19 protein-coding genes and 1 pseudogene are annotated in these 25,953 nt (G+C 73.2%); 5 read left to right on the forward strand and 15 right to left on the reverse strand.

Features of this window, described 5'->3' with window-relative positions:
* Positions 1 to 23 precede the first annotated feature (23 nt).
* Together BS83_RS39275 and BS83_RS39280 are read right to left on the reverse strand one after the other, a co-directional pair.
* Positions 24 to 671, reverse strand: a complete 648-nt coding sequence (locus tag BS83_RS39275; RefSeq protein WP_037608130.1) for a SurA N-terminal domain-containing protein — start codon at positions 669 to 671, stop codon at positions 24 to 26.
* Positions 672 to 819: 148 nt separating this feature from the next.
* Complete coding sequence (locus BS83_RS39280) at positions 820 to 1,602, reverse strand: alpha/beta fold hydrolase (protein WP_037608132.1); 783 nt, start codon at positions 1,600 to 1,602, stop codon at positions 820 to 822.
* Between the two features lie 104 nt (positions 1,603 to 1,706).
* Here BS83_RS39280 and BS83_RS39285 point away from each other — a divergent pair, with 104 nt between their 5' ends.
* On the forward strand, positions 1,707 to 2,252 hold the full coding sequence (locus BS83_RS39285) for a PadR family transcriptional regulator (RefSeq protein WP_037608134.1): 546 nt from the start codon (positions 1,707 to 1,709) through the stop codon (positions 2,250 to 2,252).
* 35 nt (positions 2,253 to 2,287) lie between these two features.
* Here BS83_RS39285 and BS83_RS39290 read toward each other — a convergent pair whose 3' ends face one another.
* The 4 genes from BS83_RS39290 to BS83_RS39305 form a co-directional block, all read right to left on the reverse strand.
* Positions 2,288 to 3,277 (reverse strand): hypothetical protein, encoded by a 990-nt coding sequence (locus BS83_RS39290; protein ID WP_063774323.1) that lies wholly within the window; start codon positions 3,275 to 3,277, stop codon positions 2,288 to 2,290.
* Positions 3,278 to 3,372: 95 nt separating this feature from the next.
* Positions 3,373 to 4,878, reverse strand: coding sequence for a serine/threonine-protein kinase (locus tag BS83_RS39295; RefSeq protein WP_037608136.1), 1,506 nt, complete (start codon positions 4,876 to 4,878; stop codon positions 3,373 to 3,375).
* Positions 4,875 to 5,438, reverse strand: a complete 564-nt coding sequence (locus BS83_RS48115) for a hypothetical protein (RefSeq protein WP_037608138.1) — start codon at positions 5,436 to 5,438, stop codon at positions 4,875 to 4,877. Before BS83_RS48115 ends, BS83_RS39295 begins: the two co-directional genes overlap by 4 nt.
* Before the next feature lie 126 nt (positions 5,439 to 5,564).
* Complete coding sequence (locus tag BS83_RS39305) at positions 5,565 to 7,730, reverse strand: N-6 DNA methylase (protein ID WP_037608139.1); 2,166 nt, start codon at positions 7,728 to 7,730, stop codon at positions 5,565 to 5,567.
* 209 nt (positions 7,731 to 7,939) lie between these two features.
* On the opposite strand from BS83_RS39305, the gene BS83_RS39310 reads away from it, so the two are divergent.
* Complete coding sequence (locus BS83_RS39310) at positions 7,940 to 8,536, forward strand: DUF4352 domain-containing protein (protein ID WP_051945093.1); 597 nt, start codon at positions 7,940 to 7,942, stop codon at positions 8,534 to 8,536.
* A 63-nt stretch (positions 8,537 to 8,599) separates the two neighbouring features.
* Here the strand turns inward: BS83_RS39310 and mfd are convergent, their stop codons facing one another.
* The 4 genes and pseudogenes from mfd to BS83_RS39335 form a co-directional block, all read right to left on the reverse strand.
* Positions 8,600 to 12,184 (reverse strand): transcription-repair coupling factor, encoded by a 3,585-nt coding sequence (gene mfd / locus BS83_RS39315; protein ID WP_037608140.1) that lies wholly within the window; start codon positions 12,182 to 12,184, stop codon positions 8,600 to 8,602.
* A 432-nt stretch (positions 12,185 to 12,616) separates the two neighbouring features.
* Positions 12,617 to 13,594, reverse strand: coding sequence for a coiled-coil domain-containing protein (locus BS83_RS39320; RefSeq protein WP_037608142.1), 978 nt, complete (start codon positions 13,592 to 13,594; stop codon positions 12,617 to 12,619).
* Positions 13,595 to 13,736: 142 nt separating this feature from the next.
* Positions 13,737 to 16,123 (reverse strand): annotated as a pseudogene (locus tag BS83_RS43035) (SUKH-4 family immunity protein).
* A gap of 13 nt (positions 16,124 to 16,136) precedes the next feature.
* The gene (locus BS83_RS39335) at positions 16,137 to 17,156 is read right to left on the reverse strand and encodes an SMI1/KNR4 family protein (RefSeq protein ID WP_037608146.1); all 1,020 of its coding nucleotides are present in this window, start codon (positions 17,154 to 17,156) and stop codon (positions 16,137 to 16,139) included.
* A 204-nt stretch (positions 17,157 to 17,360) separates the two neighbouring features.
* On the opposite strand from BS83_RS39335, the gene BS83_RS39340 reads away from it, so the two are divergent.
* Together BS83_RS39340 and BS83_RS39345 are read left to right on the forward strand one after the other, a co-directional pair.
* Positions 17,361 to 17,825 (forward strand): YwqJ-related putative deaminase, encoded by a 465-nt coding sequence (locus tag BS83_RS39340; protein ID WP_232248643.1) that lies wholly within the window; start codon positions 17,361 to 17,363, stop codon positions 17,823 to 17,825.
* A 38-nt stretch (positions 17,826 to 17,863) separates the two neighbouring features.
* Entirely contained in the window at positions 17,864 to 18,352 is a 489-nt protein-coding gene (locus BS83_RS39345; RefSeq protein ID WP_037608147.1) for an SUKH-3 domain-containing protein, read from the forward strand.
* A gap of 179 nt (positions 18,353 to 18,531) precedes the next feature.
* On the opposite strand, the gene BS83_RS39350 is transcribed toward BS83_RS39345, so the two are convergent.
* Together BS83_RS39350 and BS83_RS39355 are read right to left on the reverse strand one after the other, a co-directional pair.
* Positions 18,532 to 18,900 carry a GntR family transcriptional regulator gene (locus tag BS83_RS39350; RefSeq protein WP_037608149.1) on the reverse strand — a complete coding sequence of 123 codons (369 nt, stop codon included), beginning with the start codon at positions 18,898 to 18,900 and terminating at the stop codon, positions 18,532 to 18,534.
* 68 nt (positions 18,901 to 18,968) lie between these two features.
* Positions 18,969 to 20,261, reverse strand: a complete 1,293-nt coding sequence (locus tag BS83_RS39355) for a sensor histidine kinase (protein WP_051945099.1) — start codon at positions 20,259 to 20,261, stop codon at positions 18,969 to 18,971.
* A gap of 352 nt (positions 20,262 to 20,613) precedes the next feature.
* Between BS83_RS39355 and ppc the strand changes: the two genes are divergently transcribed.
* Entirely contained in the window at positions 20,614 to 23,313 is a 2,700-nt protein-coding gene (gene ppc / locus BS83_RS39360) for a phosphoenolpyruvate carboxylase (protein WP_232248801.1), read from the forward strand.
* A gap of 65 nt (positions 23,314 to 23,378) precedes the next feature.
* Here the strand turns inward: ppc and pth are convergent, their stop codons facing one another.
* The 3 genes from pth to BS83_RS39375 form a co-directional block, all read right to left on the reverse strand.
* Entirely contained in the window at positions 23,379 to 23,951 is a 573-nt protein-coding gene (gene pth, locus BS83_RS39365) for an aminoacyl-tRNA hydrolase (protein WP_037608152.1), read from the reverse strand.
* A gap of 100 nt (positions 23,952 to 24,051) precedes the next feature.
* Positions 24,052 to 24,660, reverse strand: coding sequence for a 50S ribosomal protein L25/general stress protein Ctc (locus tag BS83_RS39370; protein ID WP_037608153.1), 609 nt, complete (start codon positions 24,658 to 24,660; stop codon positions 24,052 to 24,054).
* Between the two features lie 215 nt (positions 24,661 to 24,875).
* Positions 24,876 to 25,850, reverse strand: coding sequence for a ribose-phosphate diphosphokinase (locus BS83_RS39375; protein ID WP_037608155.1), 975 nt, complete (start codon positions 25,848 to 25,850; stop codon positions 24,876 to 24,878).
* Positions 25,851 to 25,953: the final 103 nt, after the last annotated feature.

Here is a 25,953-nt window from a genome sequence, read left to right on the forward strand (position 1 = left end):
CCGCCCGGATCACCCGGCAGGTCCTATCCCTGCTTGATCCACGGCTGGGCGGCCTCGGGCAGCTGCGGCTGGCCCGGGTTCCAGGAGCCGCCGTAACGCGGGTTGATGTCGATGCCCTGCGCCGCGGCCGCGTCGTCGAGCATCTTGGTGAGGGCGGGGGCGGCCTCCGGCGAGTCGGTCGAGACACCGGCCGACTGCAGCAGCTTCACCTCACCGGAGGTCATCCGGAACCAGTCGTCCAGATCCGCCGGGGGCAGCCCGGCCTGCGACACGAACTGGGCCTCCAGGGCGCTGCGACTGGTCCCCTGGGCGAGGACGTGGGCCTCCTCGGCCGTGACGTCGCTCGCCGACACGGTCAGCCCCTTCTGGTTCAGCGCGGCCTGCACGACCTGGGTCTTGATCAGGAACTGCAGCACGTGGTCCGGCATCCCGGAGGAGTCCTGGCCGTAGATCGCGGGGCTGGAACTCGTTCCCGGCTGGCCGTGCGCGGGGGCGACGTCGCGGAACGCGGTGACCTGGCTGTCCAGCGCCGCCACGCTGATCCGCTGCCCTCCGACCACGGCCGCGGAGCCGGTGTGCACGGTGCCGCCGCTGCCGCCCGAACACGCCGAGAGCCCCGGAACGGCGACCACGGCGAGCAACGCGAACAGGACGGTGCGAGGGCGGTTCACTGGGCCTCCTGCGACTGACGGTCCGTCTGATGTCTGTGGCGACGAGTGCGGTTCACGCTTTCGGAGATTCGGAGATCACCGTGCCACGCGCGCGGCCCGCGCACCAGAGCCCGACACGAAGACCACCGGGTTGCACCAGCCCCACGGCTCAGCGCGCGGCTCGGGGCACGGCGAGCGCCCGCGCGGTCAGCCGGGCGAAGGCCTCGGGGTTGTCCAGCATGATGTTGTGGCCGCAGTCCGGCACGGCCACCACGTCGATCCCGGCCGCGACCAGGGCCTCCTCCCCCTTGAGCGGACCGTCGGCGGCCGGACGCAGGAAGGTCCGCGGCAGGCTCAGGCCGAGCAACTGCTCGCGCATGGTCGGCACGCTGCCCCGGGCGAGGTGGGTCGCGCTGCGGTACAGCGCCTCGCGACCGGCCAGCCGCATGGTCGCCCACCAGTGCGGACCGACGAGCTCGGCCAGCTCCTGCCGGCCCGTGCTCAGGAACTCCGCCTCGGAGTACGCGGCGACGGCGCCGCTGACCATCCCTTGGCCGGGTTCTACCGGGTCCAGATTGGCGTCGACCAGGACCAGCCGGCCGACCAGGTCCGGGTGGCGCGTGGCGAGGAGGACCGCGACGGCGCCGCCCATGCTGTGCGCGACCAGGTCCGCGGCCTCGACACGGGCGGCGCGCAGGGCGGCGGCCACGGCGTCGGCATGGTCCTCCAGCGTGTAGCCGAAGTCGGCGGGCCGGTCGCTGAGGCCGAAGCCCAGCAGGTCGACCAGGAGCGAACGGTGTCCGGCGAGCGCGGGATGCGTGGCCGAGGCCGCGAAGTACGGCGCGGCCGACGCACCGAGCCCGTGCAGGTAGACGCGGGCGGGTGCGGTCCCGCCGGGGATCTCGACCCAGCGGATGCACGAACCGTCGGCGGTGACGGGGGCGGCGCGCATACGGCTCCTCTCACGTGCCTCGCGCGACGCTGCCTGTCGCGCGATGACCCGACCACCTTATACCTCGATGCCGATGTATATCGATGATGAGGAAGAATGAGGGCATGCTGGAACTGGCCATCCTGGGTTTCCTCTGTGAACAGCCACTGCACGGCTACGACCTGAAGCGCCGCGTCGCACAGCTCACCGGGCACGTGCGCCCGATCGCGGACGGCACGCTCTATCCGGCGATCAAGCGTCTGGAGCGGGCCGGATGGCTCGAGCGGCACACCGAACCCGGCAGTCGCGCGGCACCCAGGCACGTGCTGAGCCTGACTCCGGCGGGGCGGGCGGAACTGCTGCGCCGCCTGCGCGACGCGGGCGAGACGGACGGGACGGACATCAGCAACGAGAACCGCTGGTTCACGGTGCTGGCGTTCCTGCGGCATCTGGCCGACGCGGGGGACCAGGCGGCGGTGCTCCGCCGACGGCAGGCGTTCCTGGAACAGCCGAGCAGTTTTTTCTACGAGGGCGCGCAGCCGCTCACGGCCGAGCAGGCGGGCGATCCCTTCCGCGCGGGGATCCTGACGATCGCCCGCGCCACCAGCGAGGCGGAGTTGCGCTGGCTTGACGCGACGCTGACCGCGCTCGACGCCGCCCACGAGGGCTGACGGGGACGGAACGGCCCTGGTTTTACGGCCCCGGTTCAGTGACCCTGGCGCTCGGGCTGCGGCTGCGAGTGCTGCTGCCCCGGTCGCGGCTCGGCGGCGACCGCCGCGCCCACCGCCGACTGCGAGCCCGCCGCCTCCGCACCGCCACCCGCAGGCTCGGTGGCCGTCTCGGCGTTCTCCGCGGCTTCGGCCGGGGCGACCTCGCCGAAACGGGCGAGGGCCAGGGCGCCGGCCACCGCGACGGCGAAGCCGAGCAGCGCCAGCCACAACATGCCGGGACGGGTCCGGTCGCCCAGCAGGATCACGCCGAGCACCGCGGGCAGGGCCGTCTCACCGAGCACCATCGCGGCCGTCGCCGTGGTCACCTTGCCGCCGCGCACGCCCTCGGTCATGAAGACGAAGGCCACCGCACCGCCGCAGAGCAGGGCGTACGTCGCCGGATCCTTCAGCAGCGGCACCAGGTCCATGCCGTGGACGGCCGGCAGCAGGCGCACGGACAGGCCGACGACGCCGAAGCCCAGACCGCAGAGAGCGCCCATCACGGCCGCGCGGCGGGGCTCGGTCAGTCGCCAGGCCGCCGCACCCGCGACGGCGATCACGACGATCGCACCGAGCAGGATCCAGTGCAGGGCGTCGCCCGGATGCTTGTCGCCCTCCTTGCCCGCCGTCGCGCCGAGCAGTGCGAGTCCGACGCAGACGCCCGCCACGCCCAGCCACTCGGCACGGCCGAGCCTGAGCTTCAGCAGGGCCGCGCCCAGCACCGCCGTCACCGCGAGCGCGCCGGCCAGCGCCGCCTGCACCACGTACAGGGGAAGCGTGCGCAGCGCGACCAGCTGGGCGGCGAAGCCGAAGAGGTCGAGCAGCAGCCCGCAGGCGAACGGGATGTTCAGCATCGCCTTGGCCGTGCCGAGCAGTCCGGACCCGGGCTCCGCCGGCGAGTGCCGCTGCGCGCCGAGGGCCTGCAGCACCATCGCCGAGCCGAAACAGAGAGCGGCGAGCAGCGCCATGGCGAGTCCGAGAAGCATGACTCGAGCCTATCCGCAGCCGGGCGGTGAGAACGAAGCCGTCCGGTTCCGGTCCGCACCCGGCGCGCCGGGGCGCAGCGCCCCGACCGGCCGCTTCACACCCGCGTGAGCGCGAAGCGAAGCTCCTCGGTGAAGGGGTGCCGGGGACCGTGAACCCGTTCGGCGTCCGGCAGGAGCCCGGCGAGCGCCTCTCGCGCGCCCGCGCGGTCGCCGAGCGCCAGCCGCATCTGCGCCTCACGGCGGCGGATGTCCAGCGCCTGGCGGGGGTCGACGCCCGCGTAGGGGTTGTCGACGTAGCCGCGCAGCGACCGGTACTCGGCGAGCGCGGCCGCGAACTCGCCGAGCTGTTCGAGGCACTGGGCGGCCTCGTACCGGTACTGGAGCACCTGCTGGTCCGCCGGTCCCGACTCGCGGGCGCGGTCCTCGGCCAGGCGTCGCAGTTCGGGCAGGGCCCGCGTGTACTGCCCGACGCCGAGCAGCGTCCTGGCGTACTGCTTCCGCAGCATCCGCGCCACCGGTGAGCCCTCGCCCTGCTCGGCCACGACGGCCGGCAGCAGGCCGCCCAGCACGTCGACGGCCTGGGTGGCCTGTCCGGCGTCGAGCAACCGCTTCACCTGGTCGACCGCCTCCGCCAGGCCCGGCAGCTCGGGCTGCGAGGCCCTCGGCTGCCCGGTGGCCACGGACGCCGCGGAGCCGCCCGGCTCGGGCCAGGGCGAGCAGGGGCGCAGGAACGGACGCGTCGGGTCGAACTGCGGGCCCGGAACGCCCCGCACGGGCAGCAGGGCCACCAGCTCCCGGTGCACCTCCGCGGCGCTCGCCGGGCGCGCCTGCTGGTCCTTCGCGAGCAGGCGCAGCACCAGCGCCTCCAGCGACTGCGGCACCTCGGGCCGCAACTCACGCAGCGGCTGCGGCTGCTCGTACAGGTGCTGGTGCAGCACGCCGACGTCCGTCGGCGCCGTGAAGGGGACGCGGCCGCTGAGCAGTTCGTGCAAGACCACGCCGAGCGCGTACAGGTCCGTGCGCGGACCGACCGGGCCGCCCATGGCCTGCTCGGGCGCCATGTACGCGGGGCTGCCGACGGCGGCCCCGGTGCGGGTCAACCGCGTGGTGTCGGTGCCGAGGACGGAGGCGATGCCGAGGTCGAGCACGGTCAGCGCGCCGTCCGGGCGGACGATCACGTTGCGGGGCTTCAGATCCCGGTGCACGACGGGGACCGCGTGCACCGCGCCGAGGATGGCGCACAGCTGCGCGGCGACCGCGACCGCCCAGGGCCACGGGTAGGGGTGGTGCTCGGCGAGGTGGTCGGCCAGATCGGCGCCCTCGACGTACTGCATGACCAGATACAGGTCGTCGCCGTCGGCCCCGGCGTCGTGGACCGTGACCAGCCCCGGATGGTCGACCCTGGCGGTGACCTGGGCCTCGCGCAGGAAGCGTCGGCGCAGTTCCTCGGTGCCCTCCCCGTGCATCCGGTCCGGGCGCAGCAGCTTCACCGCGACGGAGCGGCCGAGGCGTTCGTCGTAGGCCTTCCAGACCTGGCCCATGCCGCCCTGGCTGATGAGCGAACCGATGGTGTAACGCCCGGCGATGATGCGGCCGTTCACCGGTCCCGTTCCTTGCGCAGGTAGTCGCTGAGCTCGTCGAGCTCCGCGCGCACCTGGCCGAGCCGGTAGGACTGCTCGGGTATCGGCGGCTGGGCCAGCGGCCGATGCGCGGGAGACCCGTACGGGACGGGGCCGGCGTCGGGCGTCGACCCGTGACCGGCGAAGGGCCCTGCGTGCGGCGGCTGTTGCAGGTGCATCGGCGCCACTGGACGCAGCCGGGGCGGCCGCAGGTCGCAGACCACGTAGTAGACGGTCGCGGCGATGCCCTGGCCCAGCATGCCCACCGACAGGAGGCTCACCAGCACCCCGGGGTGGTTGCTGTCGTGCTGTGCGGAGACGGCGACGCAGCCGACGACCGCGTAGACGAAAGCACCGAGGGTGAGCCACAGGTCGCGCCGCTGCCGCCGACGGACCGCCAGCACCCCGAGCGGCACGAAGGCGAAGATGCCCACGCCGCCGATCAGCACGACCGCGATGACGAACCACGCGAGCGCCCGCCCCACGGTCGCACCGCGACGGGCGGGCGGGGCCGGAGCCATGAGGGGCGGCGGGCCGTACATCTGCGCTCCTGGTGAACGGGCTGTGTCGTCGACGCGTCGAGCCTAGCGACCCGCGACGACACCGTACGTTCGATTCCACCGATCGCATCCGCCGGGCCGCCGCCGCTGCCCCGCGCCGCCCGCACGTCACGCCTCCGGGGGCAGCGTCCCGTCGGTGAGGGCGTCGTGGAGCCCGCGGACCAGCTGGTCGCCGAAGCGTCCCGCCTGCCGCAAGGCCTCCTCGAACGCGGCCAGTTCACGGAAGTGCGCGCCGTAGCGGCGCTGCTCGGCGAGCGGCAGCCGGGGCAGCTGGAGCCTTCGCACGTCGAGCCGCGCCGCCGTGGACGCGTAGCTGCTCGCCTGGCGGGCGTTGGCGCTGCCGCGCAGGAAGCCGGCGAGGAACCAGGAGTCGAGCGCCGCCGCCTCCGGGCGCAGCACCTGCAGGTTCCGGCCGAGCGCCGCACCGGCCGTGTCCGCGTCCACGACGCGGGCCACGCTGCCGCCGCCGAAGACCGGCACGACCACGTCTCCCTCGCGCAGCAGCACCGCCTCCTCCCCCTGCTCTCCGGCGAGCAGTGCGGCGGCGCCGGTCGGCCCGGTGCCTGCCAGCACGTCCTGGTCGGTGAGGACCCGGACCTGGCCCTCGACCGCACCGGCGCCCCCGGCCCGCATCACCAGCGCGCCGGTGCGTGCCAGTTCGCCGACCGTGGTGGTGGTCCAGCGCACGGCCGGACCACTCTGCGCGGACGCCGCCTCCGCCGGAGGCGGCGGGGGCGTGAGCTCCACGGTGCGACGCAGGGTGTCGCTCAGACGGCTGCTGAGCTCCCCGAGTTCGGCCAGGCCGCCCGCGCCCGCCGAGGAGGGCAGGTGACGGGCCGGAGCCAGGTCGACGTCGTCGTCGAGCAGTTCGAGGACCGGCACCACCCGGCTCAGCGGCACGGCGGTCCCGGTGTCGACGCCGCCGGTCGTCCGGCGTCGGCCACGGGCGACCGGCGTGCCACCGGCTCCGGTGGCCCGCTCGAAGGACTCCCAGGCCTCCAGGACCGCGTTCCTGACGGACTGCCACTCCGCCCCGTCGGCGCCGGCGGTGGGGAGCGCGGAGACGTCGACCAGCAGCACCTCGGGGCCGCCGGGCGACATCGCCGCGGTGCCCCCGCCCGGCCTGCGCAACACCCACAGGTGCAGCGGCACGCTCTGCGGCGGCGCCACCCCGGCGGGCAGCGCCACGACCGCGCGCAGCGCCCCGCGCCGCAGCAGTTCGGCGCGGATGCGCCGTCCCGAGCGCCGGGAGGCGACGGCGGGGGGCAGCAGCAGGACCGCGCCGCCGCCGTCGCGGAGCCGGGCCAGCGTGTGCTGCACCCACGCCAGCTCGGACTCGACCCGCGGCGGCAGGCCGTACTCCCAGCGCGCGTCGTAGGAGAGCTCGTCGTAGCCCCAGTCCCGCTCGTTGAACGGCGGATGGCAGAGCACCGCGTCGGCGCGGAGCTCGGGGAACGGGTCGGAGCGCAGGCTGTCGACGGCCGCGACGCGGATCGCCGCCTCGGATTCGAGGGCGAGCCGGAGAGCGGTCAGGGCGGCCTGCCCGGGATCGCTGTCGACGCCGTAGAGCACGGCCGGGTGCGCGGGCGGCAGAGCCTCGGCGCGGAGCAGCGCCCCGGTGCCCGCCGCGGGATCGAGCACGCTCGGGCGCTGCCCGGCCGCTGCGGTGTGAACAACCGGGCCGGCCAGCGTCGCCATCAGCTCGGCGAGCCCCGGCGGCGTGAGTGTGTACAGCCGCGGGTTGGCGTCGAGATGGCGGCCGAGCAGGAACTCGTAGGTCTGCCGGGCGCCGAGATCCGCCGCGAGCTCCACGGCGGCGCGCACCAGCGGCAGTGCGGACGCCAGTTCACGGCCGGTGGGCGTGTGAACCGGGCGGTCCCGGCCGAGTCGCGAGTCCAGGGCGTGATCGACGAGCGGTGGCAGGAGCTCGACCAGCTCCGCCTCCGGGCGGCCGGCCAGTCCCTGCCAGAGATCCGGATGGTCGCGGACGACCAGCAGCACGCTGCCGATCCTGACCAGGGCGGGGACGACCCCTTCGGCCTGGGCCGCGAGCTGCTGCCAGACGCGTTCCCGCAGGGGCAGTTCGGCGATCTTCCCCTGGCCGCGCAGCCATGTCTCGACGTCGGCCAGAGCGAAGGAAGGGCTGGTCTCGGTGCCGCCGACCGGCCTCGGGAAGTCGGCGTGGCGGCGTCGCCAATTGCTGACGGCGGCTCTGCCCACCCCCGCCAGTCGGGCGATCTCGGCTGCGGTGACTTCGGCCTGGTGCTCGGCCATCCGGTTGCTCCCCTTCCCGTGCCGGCCGCCCGGACGCGGGGGCGGCCGGGCGTGCACCCGAGCATACCCAGCCGCTCAAGCCCAGTCGGTTCACAGTGTGAACATCTGATTTTCTCTGACTTATGTTGACTCGGTTCACAGCACCGTGGTTCTGTGTACTCATCAGCCCGGCGGCCCGCCGGGTGGATCGACTCACAAGGGGTACCGCCATGTCGCGCACCACCAACCGCTCGCGTCGCACCGTTCTCGCCGTCGCCCTGGGGGCGCTGATCATCGCGGGCACCGCCGCGTGCAAGGACACCACCGGCGGCTCGGTCTCCACCGACGCCAAGCCGACCACCGCGGCCTCCGGCCACTCCTCGGGCTCCGGCTCCGGCAGTACGTCCGGCTCCAAGTCGGCCAAGGTCGGCGACACCATCGCGCTCAAGGGCATGGACAGCACGGCCGACGTCACCGTGGTCAGGATCGTCGACAACCCGGCCGGAGCCGACGAGTTCAACACTCCGGAGGCGGGCAAGCGCTTCTTCGCCGTCCAGTTCCGGATCAAGGCCACCGGCAGCAAGGCCTACAGCGACTCGCCTTCCAACGGCGCCAAGGTCGTCGACAGCCAGGGGCAGGCATACGAGGCCGACATCAGCGACACCAAGGCAGGCCAGTCCTTCCCCGCCTCCGTGAACATCGCCCCCGGCGGGAGCGGCCTCGGCTTCATCGTCTTCCAGGTCCCGTCCAACGCGAAGATCACCCAGATCCAGTTCGGCCTGGACAGCGGCATGGCCGACCAGACCGGCCAGTGGAACGTGAACTGAGGACGCGGAAGGGCGCGAGGCGACACGCCTCGCGCCCTGGACCGAGCAGCCGCCGTCGAGCGCTCAGCGCTTGGCGGCCAGCTCCTCGAACATCACCGAAAGGAACTCCGCGCACCAGGTCAGCAGCTCACGGCCGACCACGGGCTTGCCGCCGATGCGCGCCGTCGACGGCCGCGGCACCAGCGCCAGCCTGGTCGCCGCCTTCACCTGGCTGCGCGGGTAGAGCCGGCCGAGGCGCAGCTCCTGCGACTCCCGCAGCTCGATCGGGCCGAACCGGATGAACTGACCCTGCAGTGTGATGTCGGAGATCCCGCAGCGCCGCGCGAACAGTCGCAGCCCGGCCACCAGCAGCAGGTTCTCCACCGGCTCGGGAAGCTTGCCGTAACGGTCCGTCAGCTCCGCCCGCACCTGCGCGATGTCCTCCTCCGAGTTCACCGCCGCGATCGACCGGTAGGCCTGGAGCCGCAGCCGCTCGCCCGGCGCGTAGTCGTGCGGCACGTGCGCGTCGACCGGCAGCTCGATCTTGACCTCCAGCGGCTCCTCCTCCGGAGCCTCGCCGCCGTTGGCCAGCTGCTCGCGGAACTCCGCCACCGCCTCGCCGACCATCCGCATGTAGAGGTCGAAGCCGACGCCCGCGATGTGCCCGGACTGCTCGCCTCCCAGCAGGTTGCCCGCGCCGCGGATCTCCAGGTCCTTCATGGCCACGTACATGCCCGCGCCCATCTCGGTGTGCTGCGCGATGGTCGCCAGCCGCTCGTGGGCGGTCTCGGTCAGCGGGCGCTCCGGCGGGTAGAGCATGTAGGCGTAGCCCCGCTCGCGGCCGCGGCCCACACGCCCGCGCAGCTGGTGCAGCTGGCTCAGACCGAAGGTGTCGCCGCGCTCCACGATCAGGGTGTTGGCGTTGGAGATGTCGATGCCGGACTCCACGATGGTGGTGGAGACCAGGACGTCGAACTCCTTCTCCCAGAAGTCGACGACGACCTTCTCCAGCTGCTGCTCCCCCATCTGCCCGTGCGCGGTCGCGACCCGGGCCTCGGGGACCAGCTCCTTGATGCGGGCCGCCGCCTTGTCGATCGACTCCACCCGGTTGTGGATGTAGAAGACCTGGCCCTCGCGGAGCAGCTCGCGGCGGACCGCGGCCGCGATCTGCTTCTCCTCGTAGGGGCCGACGAAGGTCAGCACCGGGTGCCGCTCCTCCGGCGGGGTGGTGATGGTGGACATCTCGCGGATGCCGGTGACCGCCATCTCCAGCGTGCGCGGGATCGGCGTCGCGGACATCGTCAGCACGTCGACGTTGGCGCGCAGCTTCTTCAGCTGCTCCTTGTGCTCGACGCCGAAGCGCTGCTCCTCGTCGACGATGACCAGGCCGAGGTCCTTGAACTTGGTCTCGGACGAGAAGAGACGGTGCGTGCCGATGACGACGTCGACGCCGCCCTCGCGCAGGCCCTCCAGCACGGCCTTGGCCTCGCTGTCGGTCTGGAACCGCGACAGCGCCTTCACCACGACGGGGAAGTTGCCGTAGCGCTCGGAGAAGGTGGAGAAGTGCTGCTGCACCAGCAGCGTCGTCGGGACCAGCACCGCGACCTGCTTGCCGTCCTGCACCGCCTTGAACGCCGCGCGCACCGCGATCTCGGTCTTGCCGTAGCCGACGTCACCGCAGATCAGCCGGTCCATCGGGACCGACTTCTCCATGTCCTCCTTGACCTCCGCGATGGTGCTGAGCTGGTCCGGCGTCTCCGCGTAGGGGAAGGCGTCCTCCAGCTCGCGCTGCCAGGGGGTGTCCGGTCCGAAGGCATGGCCGGGCGAGGCCATCCGGGCGGAGTAGAGCTTGATCAGGTCGGCCGCGATCTCCTTGACCGCCTTCTTGGCCCGGGCCTTGGTCTTGGTCCAGTCCGCGCCGCCGAGCCGGTGCAGGGTCGGGGCCTCGCCGCCGACGTACTTGGTGACCTGCTCCAGCTGGTCCGTCGGCACGAACAGCCGGTCGCCCGGCTGGCCCCGCTTGGCGGGCGCGTACTCCAGCACCAGGTACTCACGCGTCGCGCCCTGGACGGTGCGCTGCACCATCTCGATGTAGCGGCCCACACCGTGCGCCTCGTGGACGACGAAGTCGCCCTGCCGCAGGGCGAGCGGGTCGATCGCGTTACGGCGGCGCGAGGGCATCCGGCGCATGTCCTTGGTGGAGGACTTCTGGCCGGAGAGGTCGGTCTCGGTGATCACGCAGAGCTTGAGCGCCTCGTGGACCAGACCGTGCTCGATCGCGCCGCAGGCCACATGGATCACGTCGGCGTCCGGCGCGGCGGTCAGGTCCGGGGTGAGCCGGGCCCCGATGCCCTCGCCGCCCAGCATCTCCGCGATGCGGGACGCCGGGCCCTGGCCCTCCGTCACCAGCACCACGCGCCAGCCCTCGGCGAGCCGGCCCTTGCAGTCGGCGATCGCCCGCGCGGTGTCGCCGCGGTAGGCCTCGACCGGGTGCATGCCCAGGTGCAGCACGTCAGGACCGGTCGCGCCCTCCTCGTCCGCGGCGAAGGGACTGACGGACCACCACGGCAGCCCGATCTCGGCGGCGTGCTCGCGGACGTCGGCCAGCGACCAGAGCGAGGCCGCGCCGACGTCCAGCGGCGCCTTCCCGCCGGACGCGGCGGCCACCCAGGACGCCTGGAGGAACTCGGCGCTGGTCGCCACCAGGTCGGCGGCGCGCGTGCGGACCCGCTCAGGGTCGCAGACGACGGCGACGCTGCCCTGCGGCAGCACGTCCATCAGCAGTTCCATGTCGTCGACCAGGACCGGTGCGAGCGACTCCATGCCCTCGACGGCGATGCCCTGGGCGATCTTGTCGAGGATCTCGGCGAGTTCGGGATGCTCCGCGGCGAGCTCCGCGGCACGGGCCCGCACCTCGTCCGTCAGCAGCAGCTCACGGCAGGGCGGCGCCCACAGGCCGTGCTGGGCGATCTCCAGCGAGCGCTGGTCGGCGACCTTGAAGTAACGGATCTCCTCGACCTCGTCGCCCCAGAACTCCACCCGCAGCGGGTGCTCCTCGGTGGGCGGGAAGACGTCCAGGATGCCGCCGCGCACGGCGAACTCGCCGCGCTTCTCGACCAGCTCGACCCGCTGGTACGCGGCGGCGGCCAGCCGCTCGACGAGATCGTCGAGATCCACCTCCTGACGCTGCCGCAGGCTGACGGGCACGAGCTCGGCGAGCCCCTTGACCTGCGGCTGCAGCACGCTGCGCACCGGGGCGACGATCACCTGGAGCGGGCCGGAGGCGGGGTCGTCGGCGCTGGGGTGGGCGATCCTGCGCAGCACCGCGATCCGGCGGCCGACGGTGTCGGAGCGGGGCGAGAGCCGCTCGTGCGGCAGCGTCTCCCAGGCGGGGAACTCGGCGACCGCGTCCGGCGGCAGCAGGGAGCCGAGCGCGGCGGCGAGATCCTCGGCCTCGCGGCCGGTGGCCGTGACGGCGAGGACAGGCCTCCCCCGGCTCCCCTTCGCCTTCCCTGCGAGGGCACGGGCCAGCGCGGCGACGGCGAACGGCCGGGCGGCCGGCGGTCCGACCAGATCCAGGTGCCGGCGGTCCCCGGCGAGTGCGGCTTCCCCGGCCTCGGCGAGCGCCGAGTCCGAGGCGACGATGTCCAGCAGGCCGGTCAGGCTCATCTACTTCTCTCAGCCAGAAGGCAACGCGAAACGCCCGGACAGCGAGGCGGCCCGGGGGTCCCAGGGTACGCCGCGCGACGCCCGAGCGCCGAGCGATAACCCGCGTGAAGCCGCACTCCCCGTCGGCGGGGCAGGCTCACTGCCCGAGGCGGGCGGCTCCGCCGATCTGCGCCTCCGGCGCGTGGGGCGCGACCAGATCGGGACGCTGCGCGACGGCGGGCCAGGTGCACCGTCCCAGGGGCGCGAGGCTCCGCCGATCCGCGCCTCCGGCGCGTAGGCGCGACGAGATCGGAGCGCCGCGCGACGGCCGGGTAGTTGCGCCACCCCAGGGGCGCGGGGAACTGCGCGGCAAGCCACCCGCGCAGGTGCCGGTCCGAACGCGCAGGGCCATCCGCACGGCGGTGGTTGCTCGCGCGCGCCCTGGCGGGGAGCTCAGTCCTCGGCGTTGTCCACAGCCTGGGGAAGAGTCGGGAGCTCGGAGGTGTCCGCCTCGCTGTCGCTCTCGGCCGGGGCCGGGTCCTCCGGGGTCACCGTGCCGGTCAGCGCGGTCAGCGTCTCGCGGATGTGGTCCAACTGCGACTGGATGAGGTCCCTGCGCTCCGCGAAGGCGGTCTCCTCACGGGCCGACTGCTCGGCGATCCGTTCCGCGTCCCGCCGGCCCTTCTCCAGTCGGCGTTCCGCCTGCGTCGCCGCGTCCGCCTCGATCTGCTCCGCCTTGACCTGCATCGCCTTCAGATGACGGTCGACCTCGGCGAGCTTGCGATCGCCCACCGCGACGATCTCGTCCTCCCAGGCCAGCACCTTCACGTCGTGCGCCGCGAACTCCTGGTCCGCCGCCCGCTGCTGCCCGGCCAGCCAGGCGTGGGCCTCGCGGGACGCGGTCTCCGCGCGGGCGCCTGCCTCCTCGGCGTGGGCCGTCGTGGCCTCGCGGATCGCGCGGGTCTCGCGGTCGGCCTCGGCGCGCAGCGCCTCCGCCTGGGCGCGGGCCCGTTCCAGTTCGCGCCGGTGGGACTCGTCCGCCGCGGCACGCAGCCGGTCCGCGAACTCGCCGGCGGTCGTCCGCGACCGGCGCGCGTCCGTGCGCGCCGCGCTGTCGATCCGGTTGGCCTCCTGCACCGCGTCGGACCGGACCGCCTCCGCCTCGTCCTCCGCCGTCACCAGCAGTCCGGCCGCGCGCGGGCTCAGCACCTCGAAGTCGGGGACCGTGGCCTCGGCCGCCTGCTGCGCCTCCCGCAGGTCCATCAGCCGGCGTTCCAGCGCGCGCATCTCGTCGCCGAGACCCGCCAGGCGCTGCCAGGCCTCGTCGCGGGCGGCGGTGAGCCGGGCCAGGGCCTGGTCGACCTGATCGACGTCGTAGCCCTTGCGGATCAGCGGGAAATCCGCCGCGTTCGGAGTCGTCAGGTCGCTCATGATCTGCTTCCGTTCCTCCGGATGCCGGACATGGTCGTGTGTCGTCCTATTTTGAGCAGATTAATGCTTCTTAGGACGGTACCGACACAGAGGAGGGGGTCGGCCCGATGGCCGACCCCCTCCTCTCCCGCGTGTCCAGCCGCTACAGCAGGCCGTCCCAGAACTGCTCGAGCACCACGGCCCACCAGTTCTCCGGCGAACCGAGCGCCGCCGGGTCGATGGCGGCGAGCTCGTTCTGGAAGTCCGTCGTCCAGCGACCCGCCTGTTCCTGCGTCAGGCCGTAGCGGAACCGCCACAGCCTTCCGAGCACGGCGAGGCTCCGCACGAACTCCGGCAGGCCGCTGTTCACGAAGCGCGGCTGCGCACCCTCGGGGCCGGCCGGCTGACCGGCCGTGCCCAGGTCGACCGCGACGATCGCATTGGTGCCGTACTGCACGCAGATCTGTCGGCCGTAGTCGTTGCCGAGGACCAGGTAGGTCCCCGCGTCGGCTCCGCTGACCAAGCCGCGCTCGGCGGCGTGCTCGGCGAGCGTCGGCACCGGCCGGCCCGGCTGGGCCTGCGCCCAGAAGAACGGACCGAAGTCGCGCGGCAGACCCGCCCAGGTCAGCGTGGAGGCGACGACCTCGGGGACGCCCGCCCGCGAGACCGCCTGCGGGTCGTAGCGGAACAGGTTCTGGTCACCGAACGCCGCCTGCAGCTCCTGCGCGAGGGCCTGCGGGGGCGGCGGGGGGCTCGGCTGCTGCGCGCCGACCGGCGGCAGCGGCGCCCGCACCGACGGCACGGGGGCCGGGCCGGCGGCGTGGGTGTGCAGCTCCTTCAGGTGCTCCAGCAGGTGGTCGACCCCGCGTCGGCGCGCGCCGGCGTCCCGCCCGTAGGGGGCGGTGTGGGTGATCCTGACGTTCGGCCAGGCCTCCTTGACCATCCGCGCGCAGTAGCCCGCAGGCAGGTCGCAGCACTCCAGCTCCGTGTGGAGCTCCAGCACCTGCTCCGGCGGCACGTTGAGCCGACGGACCTCCTGGAGGATCTGCCACTCCGGGTGCGGCAGTCCCAGCGCGGAGCGCTGGATGACCTGCTGCTCGGAGCCGTCCGGGCCCCGGTACCGAAGCACGGCGAGGTAGCCGGGTCCGACCGTCGGCGCGCCGGAGGGAGGCGCGGCGGGCGCGGGCGCTCCGCCCATCGAGGCGCCAGGAGGCGGCGGAGGCGCGGCGGGAACGCCCTGGGGCCCGGCCCGGGCGCGCCCATCGGGACTCCGGGCGGCGGAGGCGGCGGCGTGGGCACGCCGGGCGTACCCGTCGCTCCCGGACGCGCCACCGGGGGGCCGGCGAGCATGGTCGGCGCGTAGTCGATCCCGCCCTGCGGCGCACCGGGACCACCCGCAGGCCCACCCGGAGGCGGCGGAGGAACGCCAGGACCACCGAGCGGCGCGCCCGGAGGCGGCGGAGGCAGACCGGGACCACCCGACGGCGCGGCCGGAGCGGGCGGCGGAGGAGGAACGCCGGGACCGCCCAGCGGAGCACCCGGAGGCGGCGGAGGCAGACCAGGACCGCCGGAGGGAGCCGCCGGGGGTCCGGCAGGCGAGGGAATCACGACCGGGGGTCCGGCGAGCATGGTCGGCGCGTAGTCGATCCCGCCCTGCGACGCACCAGGGCCACCCGGAGGCGGCGGCGGAACGCCAGGACCACCGAGCGGCGCGCCCGGGGGCGGCGGCGGCAGGCCAGGACCACCCAGCGGAGCGCCCGGAGCGGGCGGCGGAGGAACGCCGGGACCGCCCAGCGGCGCGCCCGGAGGCGGCGGAGGCAGGCCAGGACCACCCGAAGGCGTGCCCGGAGCGGGCGGCGGCGGGAGCACCGGGCCGGAGCCGGGGCGCGAGCGCACCGTCGGGGCGTACTCGATGCCGCCCTGCGGCTCGACCGGCGGCGCACCGTGCTGCACGCCAGGAGGCGGCGGAGGAACGCCGGGACCGCCCACGGGCCCCGCCGGAGGCGGCGGGAAGCCGTAGCCGCCCTGGCCGCCGCCCGCCGCCTGCGCCGCAGCGGGCGCGGCGGGCTGGGCCGGCGCCGGGCGGGGCGTCGGCGGGGCGAGCATCGTCGGCACTTCGCCAGGAGGGCCCGACGAGACCGGCGGTGCCACCTGGAGCCTGGCGGGCTCCTCCACCGGGGCAGGGGCCGCGGCCTCCTCCAGCCACTGCGGGGGGCTGAGCAGGAAGGACGTCGCCTCCGCCATGTCCCGCCCCGGCATCTCCGGCATCCGCGCCGGGGTCACGCCGATCGGGCGGCCGTACGTCTCCTCGTAGCGCCGCACCACGTCGTTGATCGGCAGACCGGGCCAGAGCGTGGTCGCGCCCGTGTCCCGTGCGATCACCATCCGGGCCGCGCCGCCGTCCGAGGACGGCCCGTCGCTGCGGTCCACCGCCCAGGCCACGAAGCCCAGGTCGAACTCGCGCACGCGAACCTCGCGGCGCCGGTACGCGGGCACCCCCGCGTTGATCCACTCCTCGGCGCGCTGCTGCGCCTCCGCGTAGGTCACCACGCCGACGTCACCCTCACCCCTCCACCGGGACGGCGCGCGCGAAGCCGCCGTCCACCATCAGTTCCGCGACCGTCTGCAGCTCCGGCGGACTGCCCGCGAGCCGCAGCAGGAAGGCGTCGAAGTCCTCGCCGCAGGGCAGCAGCAGGCGCTCGCAGCGCTGGGCCGGCGTGAGCGCCGGGTCGCCGTCGTCGCGGGCGTCGTCGTGGGGCAGGAAGCCGACCGTGCCGATCCTGTCCCCGCGCACCTTGATCACCAGCAGGCCGCCCTGCGCGTAGCCGATGCCCAGGTAGTCCTTGGTCACGTGGTCCCGCAGGCACTTGTTGACGTACGCCACGTCGTCGAGCGTCCGTTCGCCGCGCAGCGCGAAGAACGGCTGGTCGATCAGCACGCCGAGATCGGTGTCCAGCCCCAGGCCCTTGGGGGCGCGGCCGCCGGCCGCCTTCAGGAAGAGCCGGTAGGGGCCCGGCAGTGTGTAGCCGAGGGCCTCCTCCACCGACTGCAACCGCTGCTCCGTCTCCGCCGGTCCGAGCTGCGCCGCGGCCTCGCCCTCGGCGGCGCCGTCCGCGCCGTCGGGCAGCGGGAAGTGCACGGGGCGTCGCTCCTGGAGCGGCCGGGTGCCGCGCTTGCCGTGGTCGGCTCCGGAGAGCGCGAGGCCGGCGTGATGCCGCAGCAGCATCTTGACCTCGACCGGGATCAGTTCGAGCCGCCGGTTGCCGGGCGAGGCCGGGGCGACCGAGTGGTGCCAGGTCCAGCCGACGGGCGTGCCGACGGGGCTCTCGACATCGGCCCAGAGCTCGTGGCCCTGGGCGCGGAGCGCCACGTTCGCCGAGACGTAGTCGGTCAGTCTCAGCTCGTCGACGCCGAAGCCCTCGGGCGGATCGGCCACCTCGGCCGCGGCCCGCGCGAAGGGGGCGAAGTCGGGGTGCCCCGCGGGGTCGACCTTCACCCCCGAGGGGTACAGCTGCGCCCGCAATGGATCGGGAAAGTGCACGACCTGTCCGGCGTACGCCGCGTTGGGCCGACCTGTCGTCATGGAGTGTGCCCCCTGCTGGAACTGACTGCCGGTGCCAAGACTAGGGGGTTGGCGCTCCGGAGGGATCTCCCCGGTGGCCCCAGGTGTTCGAATCGCAGCGATCGCCGTCCGAACACACCCCCGACTTCACTGTCCGTGGCCGCATTTGGCACCCTGATCACCAGAACGTTCACGGGGGTTCACGGGGGAAAGGAACCTATGATCATGGAAACCACGGGTCACCAGCGCAAACATGCGCCCGCGCCGCTGCTGCGTCATCGCAGGGACAGCCTGATGCCGATCGTGGCGGCGGCGCTGTCGGTGCGGGGTGATACGTATACGCATGTGAGCGAGAAGGGTGAGCTGCCGCGGCTGCACCCGCTGGTCGGGGGCTTTCTGGCGGACCTTCCTGTCGAACAGCTGGAGCGGTTCACCGGGCGCTGCCCGGAGGCGGTGCTGCTCTCGCAGTTCCTCGACCAGACGGAGGCCGGCCGGTCGGGGCGGGCGGCGCGCAAGGCCTTCGGGGAGGGCGAGGCGCGCAAGGCGCTGCGCGGCGCGAAGATGACGACGGTCCGTATCCGTGAGGAGGGCGACCCGGCGCACGGCACGCACCAGCCGCCGTGCCGTTCCTGCCTGCCGTTGCTCGACCACTTCGGCGTGAAGACGATCTCGCTCCGTCCGAAGCAGTAGTCCGGTCGTGCGGCAGTAAGGAAGGAGGGCACACATCCATGGAGGTACGGTTCCCGGCGGAGGTCGCCTCCGCCCTGACGAAGGCCGGGTGGTTCCCCGGCCGCAAGCGCCTGCAGCGCGCCGAGGAGTGGGCCGGTCAGCTCACCGCTTACGCGTCGCCCGAGGGTCACCGGCACGCCGTCTTCCCGGCGGCGCTGGAGGCCTGGGCGGAGTTCGGCGAGCTCTCGGTGACGCTCGACGGCCCGGGCGCGGAGGTCGCCCGGACGCCGTTCTCGATCGACCCGCTGTGCGGCCTGCACCAGCCGCGCACGCTGGCGGACCTCGGCCGCTCACTGGAGCTTCCGGTCTGTCCGCTGGGCGAGGAACGCGCCGGCGCGGCGCTGCTCGCGATCGACGCGGTCGGCCGCGTCTACAGCCTCGACCACGCGGGCGAGTGGTTCCTCGGACACTCGATGGACCAGGCGCTGACGACCCTGATCGCCGGCCGCCGAGCCGAGCGCCTGCGCTTCCTGACCGACGCGCTGTAACCCGCCTGGCCTGCCCGTGCCCAGGGCACGGGCAGGCCGGGCGGCGTCCACGTCGCCCCCGACTGCCGAAGCCACGCGCGACGGGACCGTCGTCAGCGGGCAGAGGACGCTCAGGATCCGGTTGACTCCCAGAGAGGGAGGACGGCTGCCTGGCCGCGCGCCGGCGGGATGCGGGGGCGTCAGTCGCCGTAGGCCTCGTGGAGGGCCGTGGTCAGCAGGTCCAGCGCCTGCGCCGGGGGGAGGCCCAGGGACTTCGCGCGCTGGGCGTAGCGCGCCGCCGCGCTTGCGAGTTCGGCGAGGGCGCGGTCGCCCGAGGCGGCGATCACCGTGCCCGCGCGGCCGCGGGTCTCGACCACGCCGGCGGACTCCAGCTCCCGGTACGCCTTCGCGACCGTGTTCACCGCCAGCCCGAGATCCTCGGCGAGCTTGCGGACCGTCGGCAGGCGCGTCCCCACCGGCGCGGCGCCGCTCGCCGCCGCCGCGGCGATCTGCGCCCGGATCTGCTCGAAGGGCGGGACGGCGGAGGCGGGGTCAAGAGAGATCAGCACGTTGCGGACTCCGGCGCTGGGGGCTTCGGCACGCCCCTACGTTAGTACCGCCGCCCGGCCGGGCTCCCTCAGTGCGAGGCCAGGAGCCGGGCCTCGACCCGGAAGCCGCCCTCGTCCGTGGGGCCCGCGGTGAACGCGCCGCCCAGCGCGGTGACGCGTTCGCGCATCCCGACGAGGCCGTTGCCGCCGCTCGGAATGGCCTTCTCCAGGTCCGCGTGCCGGTCCGCCGACGGACAGCCGTTGGAGACGGCCAGGGCGACGCCGCTGGGCACGTACGCGACGACGACCTCGACGTCCGCGCCCGGCGCGTGCTTGAGCACGTTGGTCAGCGCCTCCTGGACCACCCGGTACGCGGTCTGCTCGGCCTCGGCCGACAGCATCCGACGCGCGCCGCCGAGGGTGAACCGCACGCCGAGTCCGGCCGCGCGCGACTCGTCCACCAGCTTGGGCAGGTCCGCCAGCCCCAGCGGAACCGGTCCGGTCGGAACGACCGCCGACGGCGGAGTCCCGTCCACGGGGGCGACCACATCCGCGTCCTCGGGCTCGACCGTGCGCAGCACGCCCAGGATCTGCCGCAGCTCGTCCAGCGCCTGCCGGCCGATGTCGCCCATCAGCTTCGCGCTCGCCGCGGCCTTGTCCGGCTCCTTGTGCACGACCCGCTCCAGCGCGCCCGCGTGCACGACCAGCAGGCTGACCCGGTGCGCGACCACGTCGTGCATCTCGCGCGCGATCCGGGTGCGCTCCTCCATCCGGGCCCGGCGGGCGCGCTCCCTGGCCTGCTCGGCGAGCAGCGTCAACTCCGTCTCCAGGCCCTCGGCCCGTTCGGTCAGGGCGATCCAGAGGCGACGCCGCGCCCCGATGTAGAGGCCGAGCATGGTCGGCGGGACGCTGATCGCCACCGCGACCAGGACCGACAGCACGATCAGCACGGGCTCGGGCACACCGCGGTGCAGGGCCTCCTGCTGCTGGGTGCCGAGCGTCAGCGTGGAGACCAGCACCGTCTCGGCGATCGCGATCGCGCACAGCACGCTCATCGCCCGGCGTTCGGCGAAGCGCCCGGCCGCGCCCTCGGGCCGGTAGGCGCCCAGCGTGTACAGGCCGATCATCAGCAGCATGTAGCCGGAAAGCAGCGGGATCGTCGCCAGCGCCGCCGCGACCGGGACCAGCGGCCAGCGTCGCCGCACCAGCACCGTCGCCCCCGCGACCAGCCCGAACACCGCCACCGCGGCCATCGCCGCGGTGCCGAGGCGCTCCCGGTAGGCGAACATCGCGGCCGAGTAGGCGCACTCCATGGCCGCGGCCGCAGCCATCCCCAGGTCCAGCCACATGCTCCGCCGGCGCGTCCACGCTCCCACCCTCATGACCACAAGCCTAGAAGGAGGCCGCAGCCGCGGTGAGACCCGCGCCGCGATGTCCGCATAGCGACCATTCTCGTGGACGGTCACCGCCCGCAACCTATGCTGGACCGCGAGAGAAGCGGCTCACCGCCAACCACGCGGTGAGCCGTAGGGAACTCTCAGCCGCAGTTCACAGCAGTCAGTCAGTTCACAACCGAAAACTGCAGGACAGAGCAGAGCACCATCGGGGCGGACAGCGCGGTCCGCAACACGCCCATGCCCGTCCCCACCCACCCCGCAAGGGAGTACCAGCGTGAGCGACGCACGCGAGGCCACCGCGCCCGCCGTCCCCCCGGCCGAGACCGACAACAGCGCCCTGCGCGCCGACATCCGCCGCCTCGGCGACCTGCTCGGCGAGACCCTGGTCCGCCAGGAGGGCCAGGAACTGCTCGACCTGGTCGAACAGGTCCGCGCCCTCACGCGCAGCGACGGCGCCGCCGCCGCCCGGCTGCTGGAGGAGACCGACCTCGAAACGGCCGCCAAGCTGGTCCGCGCCTTCTCCACCTACTTCCACCTCGCCAACGTCGCGGAGCAGGTGCACCGCGGCCGGGAGCTCAACGCCCACCGCACGGACAACGGCAGCCTGCTCTCCCGCACCGTCGACAAGCTCGCCGACGTCGACGCCGACCACCTCGCCCTGACGCTGAAGAACCTCAACGTCCGCCCGGTCTTCACCGCGCACCCGACCGAGGCCGCCCGCCGTAGCGTGCTGCAGAAGCTGCGCCGGATCGCCGAGCTGCTGGACCAGTTGGACACCCCGTCCCGGCCCACCGGCCGCCGCCAGGCCGACCGCCGTCTGGCCGAGGTCATCGACATGCTCTGGCAGACGGACGAACTGCGCATCGCCCGCCCCGAGCCCGCCGACGAGGCCCGCAACGCCGTCTACTACCTGGACGAACTCTACAAGCGCGCCGTCCCCGACGTGCTGGAGGAGCTGAACGAGGAGCTGTCCCGGGTCGGCATCACCCTCCCCGAGGGCGTCCGCCCGCTCACCTTCGGCACCTGGATCGGCGGGGACCGCGACGGCAACCCCAACGTCACCCCCGAGGTGACCCTGGACGTGCTGGTGCTCCAGCACGAGTACGGGATCAACGACGCCCTCGACGTCATCGACGAGCTGCGCGGCTCGCTCTCCTCCTCGGTCCGCCTCTCCGGCGCCAGCGAGGAACTGCTGACCAGCCTCGCCGACGACCTGGCCCGGCTGCCCGAGATCAGCCCGCGCTACAAGCGGATGAACGCCGAGGAGCCCTACCGGCTCAAGGCCACCTGCATCCGCCAGAAGCTTCTCGGCACCAGGGAGCGCCTGGCCAACGGGACGCCGCACGTCACCGGCCGCGACTACCTCGGCACCGGCGAGCTGCTGGCCGACCTGGAGGTCATCCAGTCCTCGCTGCGCAGCCACAAGGGCGAACTGATCGCGGACGGCCGGATGAGCCGCGCCATCCGCACGCTCTCCGCCTTCGGCCTGCAGCTGGCCACCATGGACGTGCGCGAGCACGCCGACGCGCACCACCACGCGCTGGGCCAGCTCTTCGACCGCCTCGGCGAGGAGGCCTGGCGCTACACGGACATGCCGCGCGAGTACCGGCAGCGCCTGCTGGCCAAGGAGCTCAAGTCCCGCCGCCCGCTCGCGCCCACCCCGGCTCCGCTGGACGCGGCCGGCGCGAAGACGCTGGGCGTCTTCGAGACCGTGCGCGAGGCCTTCGTGCGCTTCGGCCCGGAGATCGTGGAGAGTTACATCATCTCCATGTGCCAGGGCGCCGACGACGTCTTCGCGGCGGCCGTGCTGGCCCGCGAGGCCGGTCTGATCGACCTGCACGGCGGGGTCGCCAAGATCGGCATCGTGCCGCTGCTGGAGACCACCGACGAGCTGCGCGCCGCCGACACCATCCTCGACGAGATGCTGCGCGACCCCTCCTACCGCCGCCTGGTCTCGCTCCGCGGCGACGTCCAGGAGGTCATGCTCGGCTACTCCGACTCCTCCAAGTTCGGCGGCATCACCACCTCCCAGTGGGAGATCCACCGCGCCCAGCGCAGGCTCCGCGACGTCGCCCACCGCTACGGCGTCCGGCTCCGTCTCTTCCACGGCCGCGGCGGCACCGTCGGCCGCGGCGGCGGCCCCTCGCACGAGGCCATCCTGGCGCAGCCGTACGGGACCCTGGAGGGCGAGATCAAGGTCACCGAGCAGGGCGAGGTGATCTCGGACAAGTACCTGATCCCCTCGCTCGCCCGGGAGAACCTGGAGCTCACCGTCTCGGCCACGCTGGAGGCCTCCGCGCTGCACACGGCCCCGCGCCAGTCGGAGGAGGCGCTGGCCCGCTGGGACGCGACCATGAACACGGTCTCGGACGGCGCGCACGCCTCCTACCGCCGCCTGGTCGAGGACCCCGACCTGCCGGCCTACTTCTTCGCGGCCACCCCGGTCGACCAGCTGGCCTCGCTCCACCTCGGCTCCCGCCCGTCCCGCCGCCCGGACTCCGGCGCGGGCCTGGACGGCCTGCGGGCCATCCCGTGGGTCTTCGGCTGGACGCAGTCCCGTCAGATCGTGCCCGGCTGGTACGGCGTCGGCTCCGGCCTGTCCGCCGCCCGCGAGGCCGGGCTCGGCGACATCCTCGACGAGATGCACGGGGAGTGGCACTTCTTCCGCAACTTCCTCTCCAACGTCGCCATGACGCTGGCCAAGACGGACCTGCGGATCGCCCGCCACTACGTCGAGCAGCTGGTCCCCAAGGAGCTGCGGCACATCTTCGACCTGATCGAGGCCGAGCACGCGCTCACCCTGAACGAGGTCCTGCGGCTCACCGGCGAGTCCGAACTCCTGGCGCACAGCCCGGTGCTGAAGCAGACCTTCGCCATCCGGGACGCCTACCTCGACCCGATCTCCTACCTGCAGGTCGCCCTGCTGCGCCGTCAGCGCGAGGACGCCGCGAACGCCGTCTCCGAGGACCCGCTGCGCTCGCGGGCGCTGCTGCTCACCGTGAACGGCGTGGCCGCGGGCCTGCGCAACACCGGCTGACCGGGACCGCCCACACGACGGCGGCCGGCCTCCCCTCGGGGAGGCCGGCCGCCGTCGTCGCGCTCTCAGGTGTTGTAGACCGACTGGGCCCGCTCCAGCCCCTCCGTCAGCAGCGACTCGACCGAGTCCGCGCACCGGTCCACGAACCAGGGCAGTTCCTTGCGCTCGGACGAGGAGAAGTCCCGCAGCACGAAGTCCGCGACGTCCATCCGGCCCGGCGGACGGCCGATGCCGGCCCGGACCCTGAAGTAGTCCGGGCCGAGGGACTTGGTGATCGACTTCAGCCCGTTGTGGCCGTTGTCCCCGCCGCCGCACTTGAGGCGCAGCGTCGGGTAGTCGATGTCGAGCTCGTCGTGGATCACCACGAGCCGGTCCACACCGACCTTGTAGAAGTCGCGCAGCGCCACGACCGGGCCGCCGGACAGGTTCATGAAGGACATCGGCTTCGCCAGCACGACCCGCTGCCCCGAGAGCCGGCCCTCCACCACCTGGGCCCGGCTCTTGTGCGCCTTGAACTTCCCGCCCACGCGCTCGGCCAGCAGGTCCGCGACCATGAAGCCGATGTTGTGCCGGTTCCCCTCGTACTGAGGACCGGGGTTGCCGAGGCCGACGACCAGCCAGGGTCCCTGCTCGCTCATCTCGCACTGCTCCAATCAGGATGCGACGCTGCCCCGGCCGTCGACGAGGACGACCGGGGCAGTGTCAGTGGTACGCGGGTTCAGACACAGAGGCTGAGGATCAGGCCTCGGCGGGAGCCTCGTCAGCGGCCTCGGCCGCCTCCTCGGTCTCCTCCTCGGCGGGGGCCTCGGCCTGGGCGCCGATGACCTGCAGCACGACGGCGTCCTCGTCGACCGCCAGCGTGGTGCCGGACGGCAGGGTGATGTCCTTGGCGAGGATGGAGGCGCCGGCCTCCAGGCCCTCGATGGAGACGGTGACGGCCTCGGGCAGGTGGGTGGCCTCGGCCTCGACCGGCAGCGCGTTGAGGACGTGCTCCAGCAGGTTGCCGCCGGGGGCCAGCTCGCCCTCGGTGTGGACCGGGACCTCGACCGTGACCTTCTCGCCACGCTTGACCAGGATCAGGTCGACGTGCTCGATGGTGCGCTTGATGGCCTCACGCTGGACGGCCTTCGGCAGCACGAACTCCTGCTTGCCGTCGATCGGCAGGGAGATCAGCGCGTTCGGGGTCTTCAGCGCCAGCATCAGGTCGTGGCCCGGCAGGTTCAGGTGGACCGGGGCGTGGCCGTGGCCGTAGACGACCGCGGGGACCAGGCCGGCGCGACGGGCGCGGCGGGCGGAGCCCTTGCCGAACTCGGTGCGGACCTCGGCGGACAGGCGGATCTCAGACATGGAAGCGCTCCTTGGAAGTGCGAGAACAGGGGCGCTCGGCGGCCATCTCACACATTCTCGTCACAAGAAGCGCGTCGATAACGGAGCCGGTGATCGTTGCGGGCAACGAAAAAGCTCCCTCGCCGGGCAGGAGGTCGAGTCTACCCGGGCCCGGCGAGGGAGCCAAAACGATCAGTCAGTGCGGCCTGCGGCCCCTACGAAGGGGACAGAACGGGTCAGGCGGTCTCGAACAGGCTGGTCACCGAGCCGTCGTCGAAGACCTCGCGGATCGCGCGGGCGATCAGCGGGGCGATGGAGAGCGTGGTGACCTTCTCCAGCTGGAGCTCGCCCGGGGTCGGCAGCGTGTTCGTGAAGACGAACTCGCTCGCCCGGGAGTTCTTGATCCGGTCCGCCGCCGGGCCGGAGAGCACGCCGTGGGTGGCGGCCACGATGACGTCCTCGGCGCCCGCCTCGAAGAGCGCGTCCGCGGCGGCGACGATGGTGCCACCGGTGTCGATCATGTCGTCGACCAGGACGCAGACCCGGCCCTTGACGTCACCGACGACCTCGGCGGACATGACCTTGTTGGCCACGTTCGGGTCGCGACGCTTGTGGATGATCGCCAGCGGCGCGCCCAGGCGGTCCGACCACTGGTCCGCGACCCGGACCCGGCCGGCGTCCGGGGAGACGACCGTCAGCTTGGCGCGGTCCACCTTGTCGCCGACGTAGTCGGCCAGCAGCGGGAGTGCGAAGAGGTGGTCGACCGGGCCGTCGAAGAAGCCCTGGATCTGCGCGGTGTGCAGGTCCACGGAGATCAGCCGGTCGGCGCCCGCCGTCTTCAGCAGGTCCGCTATCAGCCGCGCCGAGATGGGCTCACGGCCGAGGTGCTTCTTGTCCTGACGGGCGTAGCCGTAGAACGGCATGATCACGGTGATGGTCTTGACCGACGCCCGCTTGAGGGCGTCGATCATGATCAGCTGCTCCATGATCCACTGGTTGATCGGCGCGGTGTGGCTCTGCAGCACGAAGGCGTGCGCACCGCGCACCGACTCCTCGTAGCGCACGTAGATCTCGCCGTTGGCGAAGTCCAGAGCCTTGGTGGGGACCAACTCGACACCCAGCTGCTCGGCCACCTCCCGCGCGAGGGCGGGGTGTGCGCGGCCGGAGAAGAGCATCATCTTCCGCGAGCCGGACGATTTGATCCCGGTCACTGCAACCGTCTCCTTGTTGCTGATACACCGCAGGCGAACGTCTGGCCTGGAGCGGGCCTGTGGCGTGTGGATGACCACCAGGTTACGCGTCCAGGGAGCCTCC

The organism is Streptacidiphilus rugosus AM-16, assembly GCF_000744655.1.
Lineage (GTDB): Bacteria > Actinomycetota > Actinomycetes > Streptomycetales > Streptomycetaceae > Streptacidiphilus > Streptacidiphilus rugosus.

What these genes read in the sequence shown, in the direction of transcription:
- BS83_RS39280 (WP_037608132.1), bottom strand. Translation starts at nt 1,602, where the DNA reads ATGCGCGCCGCCCCCGTCACCGCCGACGGTTCGTGCATCCGCTGGGTC.
- BS83_RS39285 (WP_037608134.1), top strand. Translation starts at nt 1,707, where the DNA reads ATGCTGGAACTGGCCATCCTGGGTTTCCTCTGTGAACAGCCACTGCAC.
- BS83_RS39290 (WP_063774323.1), bottom strand. Translation starts at nt 3,277, where the DNA reads ATGCTTCTCGGACTCGCCATGGCGCTGCTCGCCGCTCTCTGTTTCGGC.
- BS83_RS48115 (WP_037608138.1), bottom strand. Translation starts at nt 5,438, where the DNA reads ATGTACGGCCCGCCGCCCCTCATGGCTCCGGCCCCGCCCGCCCGTCGC.
- BS83_RS39305 (WP_037608139.1), bottom strand. Translation starts at nt 7,730, where the DNA reads ATGGCCGAGCACCAGGCCGAAGTCACCGCAGCCGAGATCGCCCGACTG.
- BS83_RS39310 (WP_051945093.1), top strand. Translation starts at nt 7,940, where the DNA reads ATGTCGCGCACCACCAACCGCTCGCGTCGCACCGTTCTCGCCGTCGCC.
- mfd (WP_037608140.1), bottom strand. Translation starts at nt 12,184, where the DNA reads ATGAGCCTGACCGGCCTGCTGGACATCGTCGCCTCGGACTCGGCGCTC.
- BS83_RS39320 (WP_037608142.1), bottom strand. Translation starts at nt 13,594, where the DNA reads ATGAGCGACCTGACGACTCCGAACGCGGCGGATTTCCCGCTGATCCGC.
- BS83_RS39335 (WP_037608146.1), bottom strand. Translation starts at nt 17,156, where the DNA reads ATGACGACAGGTCGGCCCAACGCGGCGTACGCCGGACAGGTCGTGCAC.
- BS83_RS39340 (WP_232248643.1), top strand. Translation starts at nt 17,361, where the DNA reads ATGGAAACCACGGGTCACCAGCGCAAACATGCGCCCGCGCCGCTGCTG.
- BS83_RS39345 (WP_037608147.1), top strand. Translation starts at nt 17,864, where the DNA reads ATGGAGGTACGGTTCCCGGCGGAGGTCGCCTCCGCCCTGACGAAGGCC.
- BS83_RS39355 (WP_051945099.1), bottom strand. Translation starts at nt 20,261, where the DNA reads ATGAGGGTGGGAGCGTGGACGCGCCGGCGGAGCATGTGGCTGGACCTG.
- pth (WP_037608152.1), bottom strand. Translation starts at nt 23,951, where the DNA reads ATGAGCGAGCAGGGACCCTGGCTGGTCGTCGGCCTCGGCAACCCCGGT.
- BS83_RS39370 (WP_037608153.1), bottom strand. Translation starts at nt 24,660, where the DNA reads ATGTCTGAGATCCGCCTGTCCGCCGAGGTCCGCACCGAGTTCGGCAAG.